This window comes from Rhodococcus sp. NCIMB 12038 (assembly GCF_002165735.1).
In the GTDB taxonomy this organism is placed as follows: domain Bacteria; phylum Actinomycetota; class Actinomycetes; order Mycobacteriales; family Mycobacteriaceae; genus Rhodococcus_F.
The window spans coordinates 40,581-58,373 of record NZ_NHML01000015.1 but is presented as its reverse complement, the minus strand read 5'-3'; the positions used below and the strand labels follow the sequence as shown (position 1 = coordinate 58,373).

Below are 17,793 nucleotides of genomic sequence, written 5' to 3'. Positions count from 1 at the left end.
CAGCAACCAGAAAGGCGCACGAGCCCGGAGGGCCTAGAGCGGTGCGTGGGGCGACGTGCTTCGGCCGGGCTCGATGCGCGCGGCGCGCAACGCGTCGTTCAGCGCGGTCGTATCACTCGATCGACTCGCAGTGTCGAAGACGAACCAGACACCGCGTGCAGCAACGTCGCCGGCATTGTAGAAGAGGTGTGGGCGGCACGAATCGAAGCAGAACGAATCCCCCGCACGCAGTTCGTGTTCGTCGAAATCCAGTTTGAGCCGCAGCGTGCCCTCGAGGACGTACGCGAACTCCACCCCCGCGTGCCGCATCAATTTTCCGTCGACGGAACTCGAGGCGCCCGGTTCGTAGGTTACGAAGAGGGGTTCGATGTCGGTGCGCCCGCCGGTCGCCAGCCGCTCCCAACGGACCCCCTTCTCCATCTCCAGAACGGGGTTGTCGATAGCACGCTGGATACCGGCGGCAGTGTCCTGGTTCTGCGCGAGTCTGACTTCCGCGCCGTCCAATCCGGTACCGCCAGTGGCGATCTCGTCCAGCGACACACCGAGCACGGCGGCGAGTCCGAACAGGGTCTTGACCGAGGGCTGAGTCTTCTGGTTCTCGACCTGTGACAGCAGACTCGTCGAGATTCCGAGCGGCTCCGCTACCTGGCGCAGCGACATCTTCTTCTGCAGACGTGCTCGCTTGAAGGCAACACCAATTGCTTCGTCCACTCCCGGCTCCTCACTGACGCCTTGTCCACCATTACTTCACGTCCCCGCGAAGAGAGGCTCCCGAAGGCCGAATCTCGACAATGAGACTACATGAATCATGCGCGGGTGGGTTGATGCTTCAGTGTCGATGAATCTCAGCCCTGTGGGGTCACTGTCAGGGCCGGGTGGGTTCGGCGGCGGGTTCGACCCGCGGCAATTCGCACGGGACGAATCGCTCACCGGGGGCCTGGAATGACGTCGAGAAGCAGAGTGCACGGATCTCTTCGTCGCCGGTCGGCCAGATGGTGTGCCGGGCATTCCGCGGGATCTTGACGAGGTCTCCCCGCTGAACATGGCTGGCCTCGTCCTCGATCTGCATGACCGCCCGGCCCGAAAGGATGTAGTAGAACTCGAAAGTGTCGTGGTAGTGCGGCTGCAGCTGGGCGCCGGGTTGCACGGTGAATTCGGAGACGAAGTCGAAGAACGAGGACCCTTCGGTCTCCTCGCGCATGGATCCCTCGGGGACGATCCAGTAGACAGCGCCGGTGTCGTGGACGATTTCCGGCTCGAGTTGGTCGGCACGCTTGATGAACATGATTCTCCTGTTGTGCGGGTCGTTGTGAAGCGGCTGTCGAAGTCCTGTGACGCCCGCGGCGGCGGGGCCGGCATGGATTTCACTCTGGCTTAATATTCTGAATCCGATCATGCACTCGGGCCGGCGAGGTTGTCAATCATCGGCCTGCTGCGCCGTCCCCGCGTCTCAGTAGAGTCGACGCAGTTCAACCACGTTTTCTTCGGCATTGTTCCTGGGTGTCCCCTGAGCGTCACTCTCGATCGGGATTCGTGCAGCGCGTGACTCCGGTGATTTCAGTGCAGTTGACAATCCCTTTTCAAATAGGCATGCTCCATGTCACAATATTTAGTGTGAGTGAAATTGATGCTCACCCCGTTCCCGTCGAAGGCAACGGACGGCGTGCGGTACCCCACGAGAGGTCGCCCGCACTGAACGGCATAGGAGCCGGTTGAAGTGTCGAGAACGTTGACGGAAGGACGGCCGAACATGAGCCGTAGAGGATTGTTCAGTGAGGAACGCTCCGCCGAAGTAGTCGTGGACAGCTTCGGCGACGGCACCGGTCCGCGGTTGCGCGAAATCCTGAGTTCGCTGGTGACGCACCTCCACGCATTCGTGAAGGAGGTCCAGCTCACTGACGAGGAGTGGAGAGTAGGGATCGACTTTCTGACCGCAACCGGGCAGAGCTGCAACGACGTGCGGCAGGAGTTCATTCTGCTGTCGGATGTGCTGGGTGTGTCGATGCTGGTGGAGACCATCAACCACCGGGCGCTCGACGACACGACCGAGCAGACGGTGCTGGGACCGTTTCACATGGTTGAATCTCCGGATCGCGAACTCGGCGCGAACATCGCGCTCGACGGCGGCGGGGAACAATGCCTCGTGACGGGACGGGTCACGGGGCCGGAGGGCACACCCGTCGCCGGTGCGACCGTCGACGTGTGGCAGGCCAATGCCGACGGCTTCTACGACGTCCAGCAGCCGGACATTCAACCGCATCGCAACCTCAGGGGATTGTTCCGGACCGACGAGGACGGACGATTCTGGTTCCGGACGATCGTCCCGCGGTTCTACCCGATTCCCGACGACGGGCCCGTGGGTGTGCTTCTCGAACGGACCGGCCGTCATCCGAACAGGCCCGCGCACATGCACTTCATCGCCGCCGCCGAGGGGTATCAGCCCGTCACCACTCATCTCTTCGTCGACGACAGCCCCTACCTGGACTCCGACGTCGTGTTCGGTGTAAAGGAAAGCCTCATCCGGCAGTTCGCCGTCGTCGACGATCCGGACCGGGCCGCGAAATTGGAGTTCGACAGTCCCTTCCGCGCAGTGCATTTCGATGTGACTCTGAGTGAAGACGGCTAACGGATGGTGGATTTGTCATGAGTTTCCAGTCCGAATTCGGATACACCGCCCTCCCGATGAGGGTTCGCTTCGGCACCGATGTACTCGGCCAACTTCGATCGCACATCGCAGAACTCGGAATCGAGCGGGCGATCGTCGTCTGCACCCCGGAGCAACGAACGGTGGCGGAATCGGTGCTCGCCCGTCTCGACGACCGTGGCGCCGGCATCTTCGACAGAGCCGAGATGCACGTACCGGTAGAAGTGGCCGACGATGCCGTCCGGTTCGCCCTCGACCGGGGTGCGGACGGGTGCGTCGTGGTCGGCGGCGGCTCATCGGTCGGACTGGGCAAGGCAATTGCGCTCCAGCACCGAATGCCCATCATTGCGATTCCGACCACGTACGCCGGATCGGAGATGACGCCGGTCTGGGGTTCGACCCGCGACGGTCACAAGCAGACCGGCTCGAGCCCGTCCGTGCTCCCCGCACTCGTCCTGTACGACCCGGGACTCACCACCACACTTCCTGCCGAATTGTCGGCGGCAAGTGGGATGAATGCAATGGCCCACGCGGTCGAAGCCCTGTATGCGCCGGATGCGTCGCCAATCATCTCACTGATGGCAGAGGAGGGAATTCGCGCCTTCGCCGAGGCACTCCCACGAGTGGTCACGGATCCACGGAACATCGACCACCGCACTAGGGCCCTGTACGGCGCGTGGCTGTGCGGCGCCAGTCTCGGTGCCACCACGATGTCCCTCCACCACAAGCTCTGCCACGCGATCGGCGGGACGCTGAACTTGCCTCACGCGCAAACACACGCAATCGTCCTGCCCTATTCGATGGCATACAACGAGTCGAGCGCTCCGGCGGCGCGGGCCGCAGTTCGGCGCGCCCTCCACGCCGACACTTCCGCGGCAGTAGCTCTGTGGGAACTCACGCAGGGCCTCCCCATTCCGCACGCTCTGACACAGATCGGCATGACCGGGAGCGACATCGACACCGTCGTCGAGCAGGCGCTGAGAAACCCGTACGCGAATCCGCGTGAGGTGACCGAGGAAGGCCTTCGGGGCCTCCTGCAGGATGCGCTCGCCGGCAGGCGGCCCACCGTTTCCGACCTTCGAACCGAATCGGCACGATAGTTCTGCCGTCGAGCCAGGAGCTTCACATGGCAAACGCCACAGACACACTCACGATCCGCGAACTCGAGGATGCACGATACGACGCGGTAGTCGGTCAGGATTTCGACACGTTCGCGAGATTGTGTCATCCCGATCTCGCCTATTCGCACTCCTCGGGCGACACCGACACCCTCGCGACGTATCTCGACAAGGTGCGCAGCGGATTCTACGTCTACCACAAGATCGAGCATCCCATCGATTTCGTCCGAATCGTGGGCGATGTCGCACTCGTCGTCGGAGAGATGAACGCCCACATCACAGCAGGCGGCAGACCGAAGCGGCTGCGCAACCGCTGCCTTGCCGTATGGAAGTACTCGGGCTCGGGATGGAAGTTGCTGGCGTACCAGCCGACTCCGCTCCGTGGAAGTGCTGCGGACGCGGAAGATCTTCACACCCCCGACGACCCGAACACAGCACTGCCCCCGTCACGCAGGACTCGAGAGAGGCGATAGACAATGGATACTGGCCTCAGCGGCAAGATCGTTCTGATCACCGGCGCCGCATCAGGTATCGGAGCGGCGGCCGCAAGAGCCTTTGCCGCCGAGGGGGCGCACCTGGCGCTGGTCGACCGCGACGAAGCCGGGTTGACGGCACTGTCGGATGAACTCGACCGGACCGTCACGCATTACGCCGTCGCCGACCTCGCGAGCGAGAGCGGCGTGGGGAGTGGCTTCGCCCAGGTGCTGCACCCGTTCGCAGACCGGGTCGACGTGCTGTTCAACAACGTGGGAGCCGGCAGCCTCGGCGTCTTCGACACCCTCTCCGACGCCGACTGGATGAACAGCATGGAACTGAACTTCATGAGCCAGGTACGTGCGATCTCCTATGTGCTTCCGCTGATGCGTGCCGCCGGGCGCGGAGCAATCGTCAACAACGCATCCGATCTCGGCAGGCAGCCCATCATCGGCGGTCCCGACTACGCGGCATCGAAAGCAGCGATCCTGTCGCTCACGACGTCGTTGGCGAAGGCCGAAGGCCCCGATATCAGGGTCAACGCGGTGGCGCCGGGCGCGATCATGTCACCGATGTGGGAGCGCGCAGGCGGCCTCGCAGACACCTTCGCCGCAGTGCACGGTGTCGACCGAACGGAATCGATCGAGGCGGAGATGAAGTCACGGCATCTCCCGTTGGCCAGGATCGGGACGCCCGCCGAGGTGGCCAACGTCGTGGTGTTCCTCGCCTCGGACCTGGCGTCCTACGTGACCTCGAGTGTGTACGGCGTCGACGGTGGCTCGATCGGCAGCATCCTCTGATGTGCCGATCGCGAGACCGCGCCGATCCGCCCACTCACCTCCACGCGCTCATCGAAAGATGCGCGAGAACACCTTCGAATACGCACATTCACAGCAGAGGAGTTCAACAATGTCGCTCGAAGCGGCTGCACACGAGTTGAAGCCGTCCGTCACGGCGCGCTTCAACGGTCACACTTCCATCGTCGTCGGTGGATCGAAAGGAATCGGGAAGTCCACCGCGGAGCGTCTCGCACAGGAGGGGTCGAACGTCGTCATAGCCGACATCGATCCGGCCGTCACCGAAACGGCGGCCAGACTGGCGGCCGAGTATCCGGCCGTCACCGTGGTCGGCACCGTTGCCGACATCACCTCGCTCGCGGACTGCGAACGTGTGGTATCCGAGACCACCGCCCAGTTCGGAGCATTCGACAACGTCGTCATCGCCGCAGGCGTCGTGAACAACCCCGCAGACGTCGTCGCCTTGCCGGAAGCCGAATGGAATCGCGTCTTCGCCATCAACGTGACAGGACCGTTCCTGTTCGCCAAGGCCGCGGTGCCGGTACTGAAGGGGCAGGGGCGCGGGCGAATCGTGCTGATCGCCTCGTTCTGGGGACGCGTCGGCCAGGCACTGTTCTCTGCTTACTGCGCGTCGAAGGCGGCAATCATCGTCCTGGCGCAATCCCTTGCTGCGGAGGTGGCAGGCGACGGCATCACCGTGAACACCGTAGCGCCGGGGATGACCAACACCGACCTGCACCGCCAGGCCCTGGTCGAGGAGGCCGCCAAGAGATCGATCACGTTCGAAGAGTTCCGCGATCAGGAGTACGCCCACATCCCGCTGGGGCGTTCGGCGGATCCCGTCGACATCGCCAACGCTGTTCTCTTCCTCACTTCGGACGAAGCACGTTATGTCACCGGGGCGTCCATCGACGTCAACGGTGGCGTCTTGTTCCGTTGACACACTCTCTCCCAAAGGAATCACCATGACATACGAACTGGACCCACGGTTCTCACATCACATGATCGACCTCGACGAGGTCCGGTTGCACTACGTTCGCGGAGGCGACGGGCCGCCGCTGGTGCTTCTGCACGGCTGGGGCTCGACCTGGTACATGTGGCGGAAGGTCATTTCCCAGCTGGCCGACCACTTCACGGTCATCGTGCCCGATCTTCGTGGCCTGGGCGACTCCGGCGTCCCGGAAAAGCCGCTGACGGGATACGACAAGAAGACGGTGGCTCAGGACATCCACCAGCTGGTGGAAAAGCTCGAGTTGGGGCCCGTGCACGTCGCAGGCCATGACCACGGCGCCGCTGTCGCATATGCATACGCGGCGACTCACCGCGACGAGGTCCGCAGCCTCGTCTTCTGCGAGATGGCACTCAAGGGCGTCGCGGGGGACAAGGGCATCGAGTACTTCATGGATCAGCGCGACGAGCTTCGTCTGTGGCACTTGTCGTTCCACGCAGCGAGTCATGTGGCCGAAATGCTGATCAGTGGTAAAGAGCGCGAGTACCTCCGGTGGTTCTACCGCATGCAGATGTACAACCTCGACGGCATCACGGACGAGGACATCGACGTCTATGTGCGGAGTTACTCGGGCCCGGGTGGTCTGCGACTCGAGCTGTACCGGGCCTTCTACCAGGACGGTATCGACAATGCCGAACTGTCGAAGACCAAGCTGACCATTCCCGTCCTCGCACTCGGGGGCGCCAACAGCATCCGGGATCTGTGTGTCAGCTCCATGGAGGCGGTGGCCGAGAACGTGCGCGGCGTCGTGGTACCGAATTGCGGTCACTGGCTCCCGGAAGAGCGCCCCGCCGAGTTCCTCGAGTCAGTCCAGGCATTCCTCAAAGAAGTTCCGGCGTAACCAGTACGGCCCGTGGTGCGCACGATCGCGCACCACAAGGCACAAAGTGAAATGGAGCAAACATGTCCGTATCGGACAACGGAGTTCGGGACACCGCGCCCGAGTCGAATCCGCACGGCGAATTCGACGGGAAGCGGGTCCTGGTTACCGGGGGCTCACGCGGTATCGGGGCCGCGATCTCCCACCATCTGCGCGAACGCGGTGCCCGAGTAGCGACCGTGGCCCGTTCGCGGCCCGCACAGAACCCATCGCTTCCGGACCTGATCACCGGTGACCTCACGCAGCCCGACGAGGCCCAGCGCGTGGCACACGCAGTGCTGGACCGGCTGGGTGGTATCGACATCGTCGTCCACTCGGCGGGCGCGGCGACCTTGTCGGACGACGGAGTTCTCTCGATGGGGGAGCACGACTGGGACGTCGCGCTGGAGACGAACCTCATGGCGGCGGTCCGTGTGGATCGAGAGCTCATTCCCGCGATGAAGAGCCAGGGGTCCGGTGCTGTCGTTCACATCAGCTCCATCCAACGTAGATTCGCCCTCGGTTCCTCCGTTCCCTACGCGACGAGCAAAGCGGCGCTGACCGCGTACAGCAAGGCGCTCGCCGTCGAGGTGGCACCATTCGGAGTTCGGGTCAACAGCATCGCCCCGGGAATCGTCGAGACGGAGATGTCGCAGGATTTCGCGGACTCTCTGGACGAGGGGAAGGCGGAGTTGATGGGCCTCTTCGGCGGAGTTCCCCTGGGTGACGTGGCCACGACCGCTGAAGTAGCGGAGCTGGTCGGCTTTCTGGTGTCCGACCGGTGCCGGTCCGTCATCGGCGCCGAATACGCAATCGACGGTGGAACGATGCGCAGCGTGTGACGGTGTGGAGTGACGTGCCGGTTGTTCCGGCGTCGGGGGCGTAGACCGCGTCGGCGGCGGATCAACTGACTGACCGTTGATCCGCCGCCGAACTCGGTTCTCCGGATCGAAATCGGCGTGACCTTGACCGAGCCCCGACGAGGAATCTAGTCTTTGCTACTAGAACGTACTAGTGTCGTTGTGGCGTACTTCGTGGGAGATGCCGATGTTCCTGCTGGGCAGTGAAACTGCATGTGTGGCGACGACCGGGTGTGGGTTCTGATGGGCGCTCCGCGCGGATACGACGAGGACCGTGCACTCGAGGGGGCTCTTCGTCTGTTCTGGCTTCGTGGATACGAAGGGGCGTCCCTGGCCGGGCTCCTCTGCGCGACCGGATTGAACCGGGCCAGCTTCTATCGCGTGTTCGACAGCAAGGAAGATCTGTTCGCGCGCGCGGTCGAACGCTACCGGCAGAAGTATCTGTCTTTTCGTGACGATGCGCTGGCCGAACACACTCCACGGAGAATCGTCGAGAAGCTGCTCCACGGCTTGGCCGACCTGCATACGGATCTGAACACACCTCCAGGGTGCCTCGAAACCAATGCCACACTCTCGTGTTCGGAGTCGGACGATGTTCGGCTCGAACTGATTCGAAGCCGCGACCGGACCCAGGCTGCGCTCGAAGCGCGATTCGCCGCGACGATGCGTCGTGAGCCACTACCGCCCGGGATGACGCCGGCCAAGGCTGCCTTCTTCGTGTCGACCGTCGTTCAGGGAATGGCGGTGCAGGTGAAGCATGGCACGAGCAGGCGTGAGTTGCGCGACCTGGTCGACTCGATTGTCGCCTCGTGGTGACCTGCGGATCATCCGTCCGTAGGTGAAATCGGCTGTTGCCGAGCATATTTCGGCCTTAAGGCTGCAAGTATTCGTGCGGCCGAATGAAATGTGGAATTCACGTGTGTTCAGACGTAGAACGGCAATTCTGATCACCGATTCTGAACAGGCCTTCTGAATGCGAATTCTGAATATCTCGTCTGATCGGCGAATTATTCTATTTATGCAGGTAGGGCTCCATATCGGTTGGTCGCGATCCTGGCTTTCGGGAAATTCTTCGCGCATTCCCGTTCGGCCGTTGACAATTCAGGTGTGACGTAGCACTCTTGCACGCATCGCAATGTGTTGGGGATCACCCAGCTTTCCCAGTGCGGGCCTCACCGAGAGTAATTGTCTCGGGTAATTCTGCGCCTCGTCGAGGGCGGACATCGGATCAGCAGAAAAGGAACAACATGAGTGCATGTGCGCCCAGGCGTCTCAACCCGTGGGGCGGGACCCCCGACGTCACCTCCAGGGCTACCGGCTTCTTCAGAGTCGAGAGGATCGACGGCCGATGGTGGTTCATCGACCCGGCAGGGAACGGATTCCTCTCGGCAGGTGTCAATCACGCGGAAGACACAGACCTCAAGCACCATTACAACGCGCATATCTGGCGGGAGAAGTACGGCAATCGCGAGACCTGGATCCGAGAAGGCGTCGTACGCGACCTGAGGGATTGGGGCTTCAACACTCTCGGCTGGACACAGCAGTGGGTCAGTGGTGGTGGGGAGCTGATCACCGACTGGAACAAGACCTTCGACTTGCAGCACTCACAGGGTTTCAGCAGCGCGGACTACGAGATCGCGGGCATGCCCTTCGTTCAGAACCTGCGCGTGGCGCAGATCGAGGACTGGAACGGCAACCCGATCCATCCGGACCTCTTCTCGTCCGACTGGGAAGACTTCGTCGAATATCAAGCGCGCCAAATCTGTTTCGACCAGGCCGACAACGAGAAGTTGCTCGGATACTTCCTCGTGGACATTCCGGCGTGGCTGCCGCATGCGTCCGGCGCCGACTTCCCCTCGTTGCAGGGGCTGAGTCCACAGGAGCGTGACGAACGGCTGTACGAGGTCGCGCACAAGTACTACGAGACGGTGACCCGGCACATCAAAGCGCAGGATCCGAATCACCTGATCCTGGGCGACAGATACAACGGAAACAAGGGTATTCCGCAGCCGGTCCTCGACGCCGCGCGGCCGTTCATCGACGTTCTGTCGATCCAGTACTTCACGGATGAGCGCCAGGACCGCGAAGTCATGCGCAACGATCTCGCGAAGTGGTCCGCCGGCATCGACAAGCCTGTCCTCATCGCCGACATCGGCAACTGCGCCCCCACCGTGCTGAACCCGGACCGCACTGCACTGCAGGATCACGCGGCCCGTGGTAACGACTACGTCCAGAGCATCGGCCGCGTCCTCGGCGAGCCGTGGCTGGTTGGTTGGCACTGGTGCGGCTACATCGAGAACGACGCCCGCGGTTGGGGACTGAAGGATCACGAGGACGAGCCTTACGGCGATCTCGTCGACCAGGTCCGCGCGTTCAACGGCGCAATCTATGACGACGCGGCAAGGATGTCCGATGCGTAGGGTTTCCGACGAACAGAAGCTCATCAACGCGGCGAACAGTCTCAGGGATCCTCTTGCGCGCCGATCGTTTCTGAAGCTCGCGACGTTGGCAGGCGCCGGCATAGCGGCTGCTCCGCTTGTCGCCGCCTGCAATCGAGAGTCGGCCGCCGCGAGCGGCACGGTCCGGTCGGCGACCGGTGTCGACCTTCAGACCGGGCGCATCTCGCAACAAATTTACGGCCTCACGAACGACTACTGGAACAGCTGGAACGCCGGATACGAGGCGGCCACGAAGGCGTTGGAATGCAGCGCCCGCCAGTTCTACCACGACAACGATCCGGCGAAGCAGGTCGGACAGTTGCAGACCGTGAAGGCGACCGGAAGCCGGATGCTGATCGGGGCACCCGCGACTGCCGGGATCGTTCCCGCGATGGCCCGGACCATTCAGGAGAATCAAACCTATTGGGTGCCGTCGTGGGAACTCCAGCCGTGGTTGACTCCGATCGACGTGGGGGACTACTTGGTCGCCCACGTCACGCCGCCCTCGGAGAAGATCGCGTACGAGGTGGCGACCGAGCTCTTTCGGCAGATCGGCAACACGGGCAAGGTCGTTCACATCGCTGGTCTGAGAGGTTCGACACCCGATCTCTACCGGAGCGCGGGGCTGGCTCGCGCCCTCGCGGAAAACCCTGGAATCGAACTCGTCGGCGGCCTGTTCGGAGAGTGGGATCGCGAGAAGTCGCGATCGGTGATGCTGAACATGGTCACTGCGTATCCGGACATGGTCGCGGTGTTCGCGCAGAGTGACGCGCAGGCCAACGGCGTCCTCAGCGTGCTCGAGGAACGAAACATGCGGCACGTCAAAGTCTCCGGCATCGACGGAAACAAGGAGAACCTGCAGAAGATCATGACCGGGCCCAACATGGCGGTCACGCACATGTCGGTGCCACCGCACCTGGCTGCCTACTCGGCGGTGGCGGCCTTCGATGCGCTCAACGGATGGAAGCCCACCCTGCCGGAGCGGATGATGTACCAGGAGTCCACGCTGATCACCCGCGAGAACGCGGAAGACGCGTACAACAAGGTCTACCGAAACGGACTGCCCTATGACGTCGCAAAAATGAGTCGCACCCTGAATCCGGGCGACTGGGATCCCCAGAACTTGATGATTCCCATCGACCCCGAACTGCACTGGCGCGGTCTCGACAAGTCCGGTCGTTCCCTCAACGGAGCGTACTCGGAGCCCGGTTTCACGGCCGAGTTCAGCCGAGTGACAGCGGACTACGCGGATCGTTACCGGTCCGGCCCCTTCAAGTCCTGAGGAGGAATCGTGGAAACCAATCTCAATCAGACCCTTTCCGACTCGCTCGATTCGGCTGTCGAGGCTCTCGCTCTCGAGATGACCGGAATCACCAAGAGGTACGGCTCGTTCACGGCTGTCGACGGTGTCGACCTCAGCGTCCGTCCCAACACGGTGCTGGGGCTCGTCGGCGAGAACGGCGCCGGAAAGTCGACGATTCTGTCGATCATCAACGGAACGAACCGACCCGACAGCGGCACGATGGAGATCGCAGGCTCGGTTGTCGGCTACGGGAATCCCCTCGAGGCCGCCGAGCACGGCGTGGCGACAGTCTTCCAAGAGCAAGGTCTCATCCCGTCGCTACCGGTGTACGAAAACATGTTCCTGGGCCGGGAGAAGCGATTTACCCATCGCGGGATTCTGCGTCGCCGTTCGATGATCGACGAGGCCGCGAAGGTGCTTCACGATCTCGGCGTGGAGATAGATCCCACCCGGGTAACCCAGAACCTGTCCTTCGGGCAAAGACAACTGGTGGAGATCGGCAAGGCCTTCGCGACGACGGCTGGGCACGATGCACATCCGATCATCCTCCTTGACGAGCCGACGAGCGCTCTGTCGGCCGTGGAAACGGAGCTCCTCTTCGACAACGTGCGGCGATGGCGAGAGCGTGCCACCTTCGTGCTCGTTTCGCATCGGCTCTCGGACCTTCAGGCACTCTGCGATGACGTCGCGGTACTCCGGGACGGTTCCCTGATCGCTCAACTGCCGATCGCAGACACCACGGACGATCAGTTGCACGAGTTGATGGTCGGGCGCAAACGAGATGTCGAGTACTACAAGGAGGCCGATCAACGCGACACCCTCGGTCCCGCGGTTCTCGACGTCGCCGGCTTGTCCAGTGCGGGACGATTCCGGGAGGTGAACTTCCAGCTTCACGAGGGGGAGATCGTCGGATTGGCCGGTGTGCTGGGCTCCGGGAAATCCGATCTCGCACGTGCCGTGGCGGGTATCCAGAAAACAGACCAGGGGTCCATCGAGATCGCCGGCGCGCCCCTACCCAACGGCTCGATCTCCCACGCGATCAGGCAGGGAATCCAGTACGTTCCGGCGGAGCGAACAGCCGAAGGCGTCATTCTCTCGCACAGCGTCGAAAAGAATCTCACACTTACGTTGCTCGACAAGCTCACCTACCGCAGCACCTCGATCCTGAACCTGCGGAGAGGTCGCGCGATGACACAGAGCTGGATCGCAAGGCTGCGAATCAAGGCACCGGGCCCGGATGCGCCGATCGGGCGGCTGTCCGGGGGTAACCAGCAAAAGGTGGTGTTCGCTCGCTGCCTCGAACGTGAGCCCTCCATCCTCGTGCTCGACGACCCCTGTCGCGGGCTGGATGTCGGAGCCAAAGAAGAGCTGTACGAACTGATCCGCTCGTTCACGGAATCAGGTGGAAGCGTAATCCTCGTGTCGGACAACCTGCCCGAGATCATCGGGTTGTCGAACACGATTCTGGTAATGCGATCGGGTGCAATCACTGCGTCGCTGAAGAGCCCGTCGAGCGCAAAGCCCGACGAGCGAGATATCGTCAAGGAGATGGTCTGATCATGACAAGCTCGACTCTCGAACGAACCACCCTCGACATATCGGAAACACTGCGAAAGAACAGTACGCTCGTATACCCGTTCGTCTCGGTGTTTGCGATCATCGCGTACTTCACGATCACCAGCCCTCAGTTCCTGACATTCGACAACGCGACGAACATCGGAAGGCAGGCAGCGGTCCTCCTTCTCGTCGCGTTGGCTGGAACGGTTGTCATCCTGATCGGATCGATCGATCTCTCGGTCGGTGCGAACGTCACCCTGTCGGGGCTCGTGACCGCGGCAGCGGTCGATCGGGTCGGGCTCCTCGGCGCCATCGTCGTGGGTGTCCTGGCAGGTGCCGCAATCGGGTTCACCAACGGCGTCATCTACACGGGACTGAAGGTGCCCTCGTTCCTCGTCACGCTCGGAACGATGTCGGTATGCGCCGGCGTTGCCGGCCACCTGTCCGGGGGCAGTGCGATCGTCTACTCCAGCACGACCCTTCCCGGATTCGTCAACTCGAAGTCGGTCTTCGGGATACCCAATGTCATCTTCATCGTGCTTGCCGTTGCGGCCCTCCTGACCGCTGTGTCGTTCCGAACCAAGTTCGGGCGGTATCTCTACGCGATCGGGGGCGGCGAACCGGTCGCCGTCCTGTCCGGAATCAACTTGCGCAGGTACAAGATCCTGGCCTTCGTGCTGGGCGGCGCACTGTGCGGATTGGGTGGGGTCATCCTCACCGGACAAGTCCAAGCCGGCTCGCCCAGCGCCGGTGACGCGCTCCTGCTCGATTCCATCGCCGCGGTCGTCATGGGCGGAACAGCCCTCTCCGGAGGACTGGGAGGAGCGCACCGGACAGTGCTGGGCGTCGTCGTCATCGCCCTGTTGTCGAACGGCATGGACCTCACCGGCGTGAACAACTTCACCCAGGAGATCGTGAAAGGGCTGGTAGTGGTCGCGTCGGTCGCATTGACGATAGACAGAAGCCGCTACAGCTTCATCAAATAGCGGGATCCCCGACTGCCGCATGCCCGACCCCTACATCCTCGACCCCTACATCCTCGACACAATGGAGGTAACACGCTGTCATGTCCGACAATGCCATCACATCGACCCCATCGGCGCGGTTCGGAACCGCGACCCCGCCCTATCCTGTGCCGACGCTCGGCGAGAGGAGTATTGGGAAGGATGATCTGAAGCACGGCCTCGTCCCCGTCGCGGAGGGAGTACGACTGCACTACGTCGTCGCGGGGGAGGGCGAACCCGTCCTGCTCATACCGGGATGGCCGCAGAGCTGGTACGCGTGGCGCTTCATCATTCCTCTCCTCGTGGAGGCCGGGCGCCGCGTCTACGCCATCGACCCGCGCGGATTCGGCGACAGCGATATGCCCAGTGAGGGATATGGCTTGGACAACGTCGCCGAGGACATCCACGTCTTCATCGAGCAACTCGGGCTCGCGGGTCCCGATGGCCTCGACATCGTCAGCCACGACACGGGAAGCTGGATCGCACACGCGCACGCCGCCGCCTATCCGGAGGACGTCCGAACCCTGGTGCTGTCGGATGCTCACATTCCGTGGGTGTCACCGCTGCCCGAGCGCGGCTACCCCGACGACAGTCTGAATGCCCGCCAGTGGCACTTCTACTTCAATCGAGTCGAAGGACTGCCGGAGGCTCTCATTCACGGCCGGGAACGAGAGTTCCTCAGCTGGTTCTTCGGCCCGTCCAAGCTCGCGCGCACCTGGGTCATCGATGCGGAAGCATTCGAAGAGTACCTACGGGTCTTCTCCAAACCCGGGGCGGTCCGGGCGGGCCTGAACTACTACCGCGAGGTGTTCAGCCCACGCGGTCGCGCGGCGAGCGAGGCGCGCAAACAGAAGCGGCTCGACATGCCCATTCTGACTCTCGGCGGGTCCTACGCCGACGCCGACAACCTCTTCCACACGATGCGTCAGTTCAGTACCGACGTCCGCGACCGCGTCTTCGAGGGAATCGGACATCACCTACCGGAGGAGTGTCCTGAAGAGATGGCTGCGGAGATCCTGGACTTCTGGGCGGCTCCGCCGCTCGTGCGCCTTTCTGGTCGTTCCAGCAACCACAACGGCGCACGAGCCCGGAGGGCCTAGAGATCGAGGCTCGTGGCCGGCGCGACCGCGTGGAGGCGCTCGGCGGTAGCCGCATCCTGGATGTCGTAGCGGCGGGCGCACTCGACGAGTGCCGCCGACATCTCGGCCAGGGTGCGCTGCAACGACTCCCGCCTGCCGTCGAGGTAGGACGTGAACCGGTCGAACCCGGCGCCGGCCGCCTCCGGCCACGCTGCCCCCGAGTCGGCGACGGCCGCGTCGATGGGGTTCAGCCGTGAGAGTGCATCGTCGAACAGGGCGTCGAGCTGACCGGCCGCTGCGCGCAGGGCACCGGTGTCGACGTGGGTGGAACCGCTCATTTTCGATCCTCCGTGTCGGTCGAGACGAGATCGGACTCCCGCGGACGCGATCGATCCGCTAGGGTACGGGCATTATGCATCCTGGGGGGGATCGTGAATCTGAGGGACATAGCCGAGTGGGACACCCGCGCGCTGCAGGCCGTGCAACGGTCGCTGTCCGAGCGGGCGGCGACCATCGCGTTCGTGCAGGACGGTCTCACCGACATCGGCCGGCTACCGGCGTGGCAGGACGAGGCCGCGGACGCCGCACGCCGGCGGTTCCGGATCGCCGCGGATGAACTGAGTGGCGAGGCGGCTGCGGTCGCCGTCGTCGAATCGTTGGCCCGCGAGTTGTTCGACGCGGTCACGCACCTGCAGACGGAACTCGACGGCGTCCGGGACACTGCTGTCGCCCACGGCATGGCCCTGTCGGACAACGGGGACGTCGCCGACGCACTGGGACCGCCGGGCGACATCTCGGACGCGGCACGGCGCGAAAAACTCCGCGCCGAACTGCGTGCCGTGGCCCGGGCGTTGATCCTGCAGGCAGAAGACCTCGTCGCCGACGCGGCGGCCGTCCTGAACCGGGCCGCCGACGGCGGAGTCGAACCCGGTGAGGTGGGTCGCGGACTGTCCGCCCCGCCCCCACCATCGGACGGCTCCCCGCTCGCCAACCGCGAGTACTGGGACGCCCTGCCCGCAGCACAGCGGCGCGAGGTGATCGAATTGCATCCCGAATGGGTGGGGAACCGTGACGGCATCCCCTCCGCGGTGCGGCACAAGGCGAACGTGAGCCGATTCGCCGACGAGCGGTCGCGGTGGGAGCTGGAACGGGACCACCTCCGGGAAACGCTGGACCACAATCTATTCGGTGGCGCATTCACCGACGACGACGCGAGGCTGTGGTACGCCGAGCAGAAGCTACAGGACCTCGACGACCTCGAGACCCTGGTCCGTGACCACCCGGACGGCAGGCTGATGCTGCTCGACCTGCAGTCGGGTGAACGGACGATGGCCGCGTTCGCGCTCGGCGACCCGGACACCGCCGATCACATCTCCGTCACCACCCCGGGTATCGACACCACCGTCGGCTCCCTCGCCGGAATGACCGACGAGGCGTCGGCGCTGAAGGCGGAAATCGAACGGCAGCTGGACCTTTCCGGCCGAACCGACGACACGGTGTCGACGATCGCGTGGCTCGGGTATCAGCCGCCGACCACCACCGGTCCGGGCAATTACGACGTGCCGTTCATCGATCAGAACGTCGGGCGTGGATGGCTCCTCGACGCGTGGCAGTCCGACCGCGCGACCGCGGGAGCCCCGAAGCTTGCCTCGTTCTACGAGGGCCTCGACGTCGCCTCGCAGACGCCCGACCCGCACATCACCGCCCTCGGACATTCGTACGGTTCGTACACCCAGGGCCTGGCCCTGCAGGACGTGGGACCACGTCAACCAGTGGACGACGCCGTGTTCTACGGTTCGCCCGGCTTCGATGCGAACGACGAATCGGACCTCGGGCTGGCACCCGGCCACGGGTTCGTGATGCGCGCGCACGACGACCCGATCACCGTGGCGGACGGGTTCGGCCGGCTCGGACCGGATCCGGTGCAGACCGACCTCGAGCAACTGTCGGTGCGGGAGGCGACGACCTCCGACGGCGTGCGGCGGGAAGATGCCAACGGGCACAGCGAGTACCCACGGCCGAGCGACAACGGTGAACTACGGGCGTCCGGCTACAACATGGCCGTGATCGCGGCGGGTCTGCCGGAACTGGCGCTCCGGTGACGATCCGGTGGGTGACGAGAATGGTCGCCGTGATCGGCGCGGCGATCCTGACGAGCGGATGTGGTGGCGTGACGGGCAACCCGTACAACTTCAGCGACGAGGAGATCGCGGCGGCGGCCGAGAGCCTGAGCGCCAAGCCGACGCTCGCCGTCACCGAGAGACACGTCGCCGATGCGCTGGTGCGGATCAGCGAAGCCGTCGGTGCGATCGCTCCGGACGTCCGGTGGCGGTGGCATCGCGAACGGAGCCAGGGCGGCGGCTGCCCCGGGCCGTACGCGTACACGGAGGGGCAGTCCGTCACCACGCGAGCGCTACTGTCCGACACCCCGATCCGCGACGCCGACTGGCCCGCGGTGCTGGCGGCGGCCCACGCGGTCGCCACCGACGCCGGGATGGATCGCCTCGACATTCACGTCGACGAACCCGGACGGCACGATGTGACGTTCGCCGGCGAAGACGGGAACCGGATCACGTTCGGGACGTACAAGGCAGCCGCTCTCCGGGGCATCACTGGCTGCCGCCACCCGTGAGTACTTGTTAACGTCCCGC

At 63.7% G+C, this 17,793-nt stretch carries 18 protein-coding genes; 15 read left to right on the top strand and 3 right to left on the bottom strand.

All coding sequences use genetic code 11. From position 1 onward, the window contains the following. Positions 1-33: 33 nt before the first annotated feature. On the bottom strand, positions 34-711 hold the full coding sequence (locus CA951_RS23095; RefSeq protein ID WP_256974043.1) for a cupin domain-containing protein: 678 nt from the start codon (positions 709-711) through the stop codon (positions 34-36). 154 nt (positions 712-865) lie between these two features. Next, positions 866-1,285 (bottom strand): cupin domain-containing protein, encoded by a 420-nt coding sequence (locus tag CA951_RS23090; protein WP_179220285.1) that lies wholly within the window; start codon positions 1,283-1,285, stop codon positions 866-868. Between the two features lie 465 nt (positions 1,286-1,750). On the opposite strand from CA951_RS23090, the gene CA951_RS23085 reads away from it, so the two are divergent. From CA951_RS23085 to CA951_RS23025, 13 genes are all read left to right on the top strand, one after another. Beyond that, positions 1,751-2,626, top strand: coding sequence for an intradiol ring-cleavage dioxygenase (locus CA951_RS23085; RefSeq protein WP_087559038.1), 876 nt, complete (start codon positions 1,751-1,753; stop codon positions 2,624-2,626). A 17-nt stretch (positions 2,627-2,643) separates the two neighbouring features. After that, positions 2,644-3,744 carry a maleylacetate reductase gene (locus CA951_RS23080; RefSeq protein ID WP_087559037.1) on the top strand — a complete coding sequence of 367 codons (1,101 nt, stop codon included), beginning with the start codon at positions 2,644-2,646 and terminating at the stop codon, positions 3,742-3,744. 26 nt (positions 3,745-3,770) lie between these two features. Then, positions 3,771-4,235: a nuclear transport factor 2 family protein gene (locus tag CA951_RS23075; protein WP_087559036.1), complete on the top strand. Its 465-nt coding sequence runs from the start codon at positions 3,771-3,773 to the stop codon at positions 4,233-4,235. Positions 4,236-4,238: 3 nt separating this feature from the next. Then, positions 4,239-5,036 (top strand): SDR family NAD(P)-dependent oxidoreductase, encoded by a 798-nt coding sequence (locus tag CA951_RS23070; protein ID WP_087559035.1) that lies wholly within the window; start codon positions 4,239-4,241, stop codon positions 5,034-5,036. 109 nt (positions 5,037-5,145) lie between these two features. Next, the gene (locus CA951_RS23065; RefSeq protein WP_179220284.1) at positions 5,146-5,973 is read left to right on the top strand and encodes an SDR family NAD(P)-dependent oxidoreductase; all 828 of its coding nucleotides are present in this window, start codon (positions 5,146-5,148) and stop codon (positions 5,971-5,973) included. Positions 5,974-5,998: 25 nt separating this feature from the next. Beyond that, positions 5,999-6,883, top strand: coding sequence for an alpha/beta fold hydrolase (locus tag CA951_RS23060; RefSeq protein ID WP_087559033.1), 885 nt, complete (start codon positions 5,999-6,001; stop codon positions 6,881-6,883). Positions 6,884-6,945: 62 nt separating this feature from the next. Beyond that, complete coding sequence (locus CA951_RS23055; protein ID WP_087559032.1) at positions 6,946-7,743, top strand: oxidoreductase; 798 nt, start codon at positions 6,946-6,948, stop codon at positions 7,741-7,743. Positions 7,744-7,974: 231 nt separating this feature from the next. After that, entirely contained in the window at positions 7,975-8,577 is a 603-nt protein-coding gene (locus CA951_RS23050; RefSeq protein WP_218780511.1) for a TetR/AcrR family transcriptional regulator, read from the top strand. Between the two features lie 347 nt (positions 8,578-8,924). Then, the gene (locus tag CA951_RS23045) at positions 8,925-10,181 is read left to right on the top strand and encodes an agarase (protein WP_218780510.1); all 1,257 of its coding nucleotides are present in this window, start codon (positions 8,925-8,927) and stop codon (positions 10,179-10,181) included. Further along, complete coding sequence (locus CA951_RS23040; protein WP_179220283.1) at positions 10,174-11,481, top strand: sugar ABC transporter substrate-binding protein; 1,308 nt, start codon at positions 10,174-10,176, stop codon at positions 11,479-11,481. The genes CA951_RS23045 and CA951_RS23040 overlap by 8 nt, the downstream gene beginning before the upstream one ends. Positions 11,482-11,490: 9 nt before the next feature. Then, the gene (locus CA951_RS23035; protein ID WP_087559030.1) at positions 11,491-13,059 is read left to right on the top strand and encodes a sugar ABC transporter ATP-binding protein; all 1,569 of its coding nucleotides are present in this window, start codon (positions 11,491-11,493) and stop codon (positions 13,057-13,059) included. Between the two features lie 2 nt (positions 13,060-13,061). Then, the gene (locus tag CA951_RS23030) at positions 13,062-14,045 is read left to right on the top strand and encodes an ABC transporter permease (protein WP_087559029.1); all 984 of its coding nucleotides are present in this window, start codon (positions 13,062-13,064) and stop codon (positions 14,043-14,045) included. An 80-nt stretch (positions 14,046-14,125) separates the two neighbouring features. Then, positions 14,126-15,163 (top strand): alpha/beta fold hydrolase, encoded by a 1,038-nt coding sequence (locus CA951_RS23025; RefSeq protein WP_087559028.1) that lies wholly within the window; start codon positions 14,126-14,128, stop codon positions 15,161-15,163. Here the strand turns inward: CA951_RS23025 and CA951_RS23020 are convergent. Then, positions 15,160-15,480 (bottom strand): type VII secretion target, encoded by a 321-nt coding sequence (locus CA951_RS23020; protein WP_087559027.1) that lies wholly within the window; start codon positions 15,478-15,480, stop codon positions 15,160-15,162. The genes CA951_RS23025 and CA951_RS23020 overlap by 4 nt on opposite strands. A gap of 93 nt (positions 15,481-15,573) precedes the next feature. Between CA951_RS23020 and CA951_RS23015 the strand changes: the two genes are divergently transcribed. After that, entirely contained in the window at positions 15,574-17,244 is a 1,671-nt protein-coding gene (locus CA951_RS23015; protein ID WP_087559026.1) for an alpha/beta hydrolase, read from the top strand. Between the two features lie 20 nt (positions 17,245-17,264). After that, the gene (locus CA951_RS23010) at positions 17,265-17,774 is read left to right on the top strand and encodes an LppA family lipoprotein (protein ID WP_256974049.1); all 510 of its coding nucleotides are present in this window, start codon (positions 17,265-17,267) and stop codon (positions 17,772-17,774) included. The last annotated feature ends 19 nt before the right edge of the window (positions 17,775-17,793 follow it).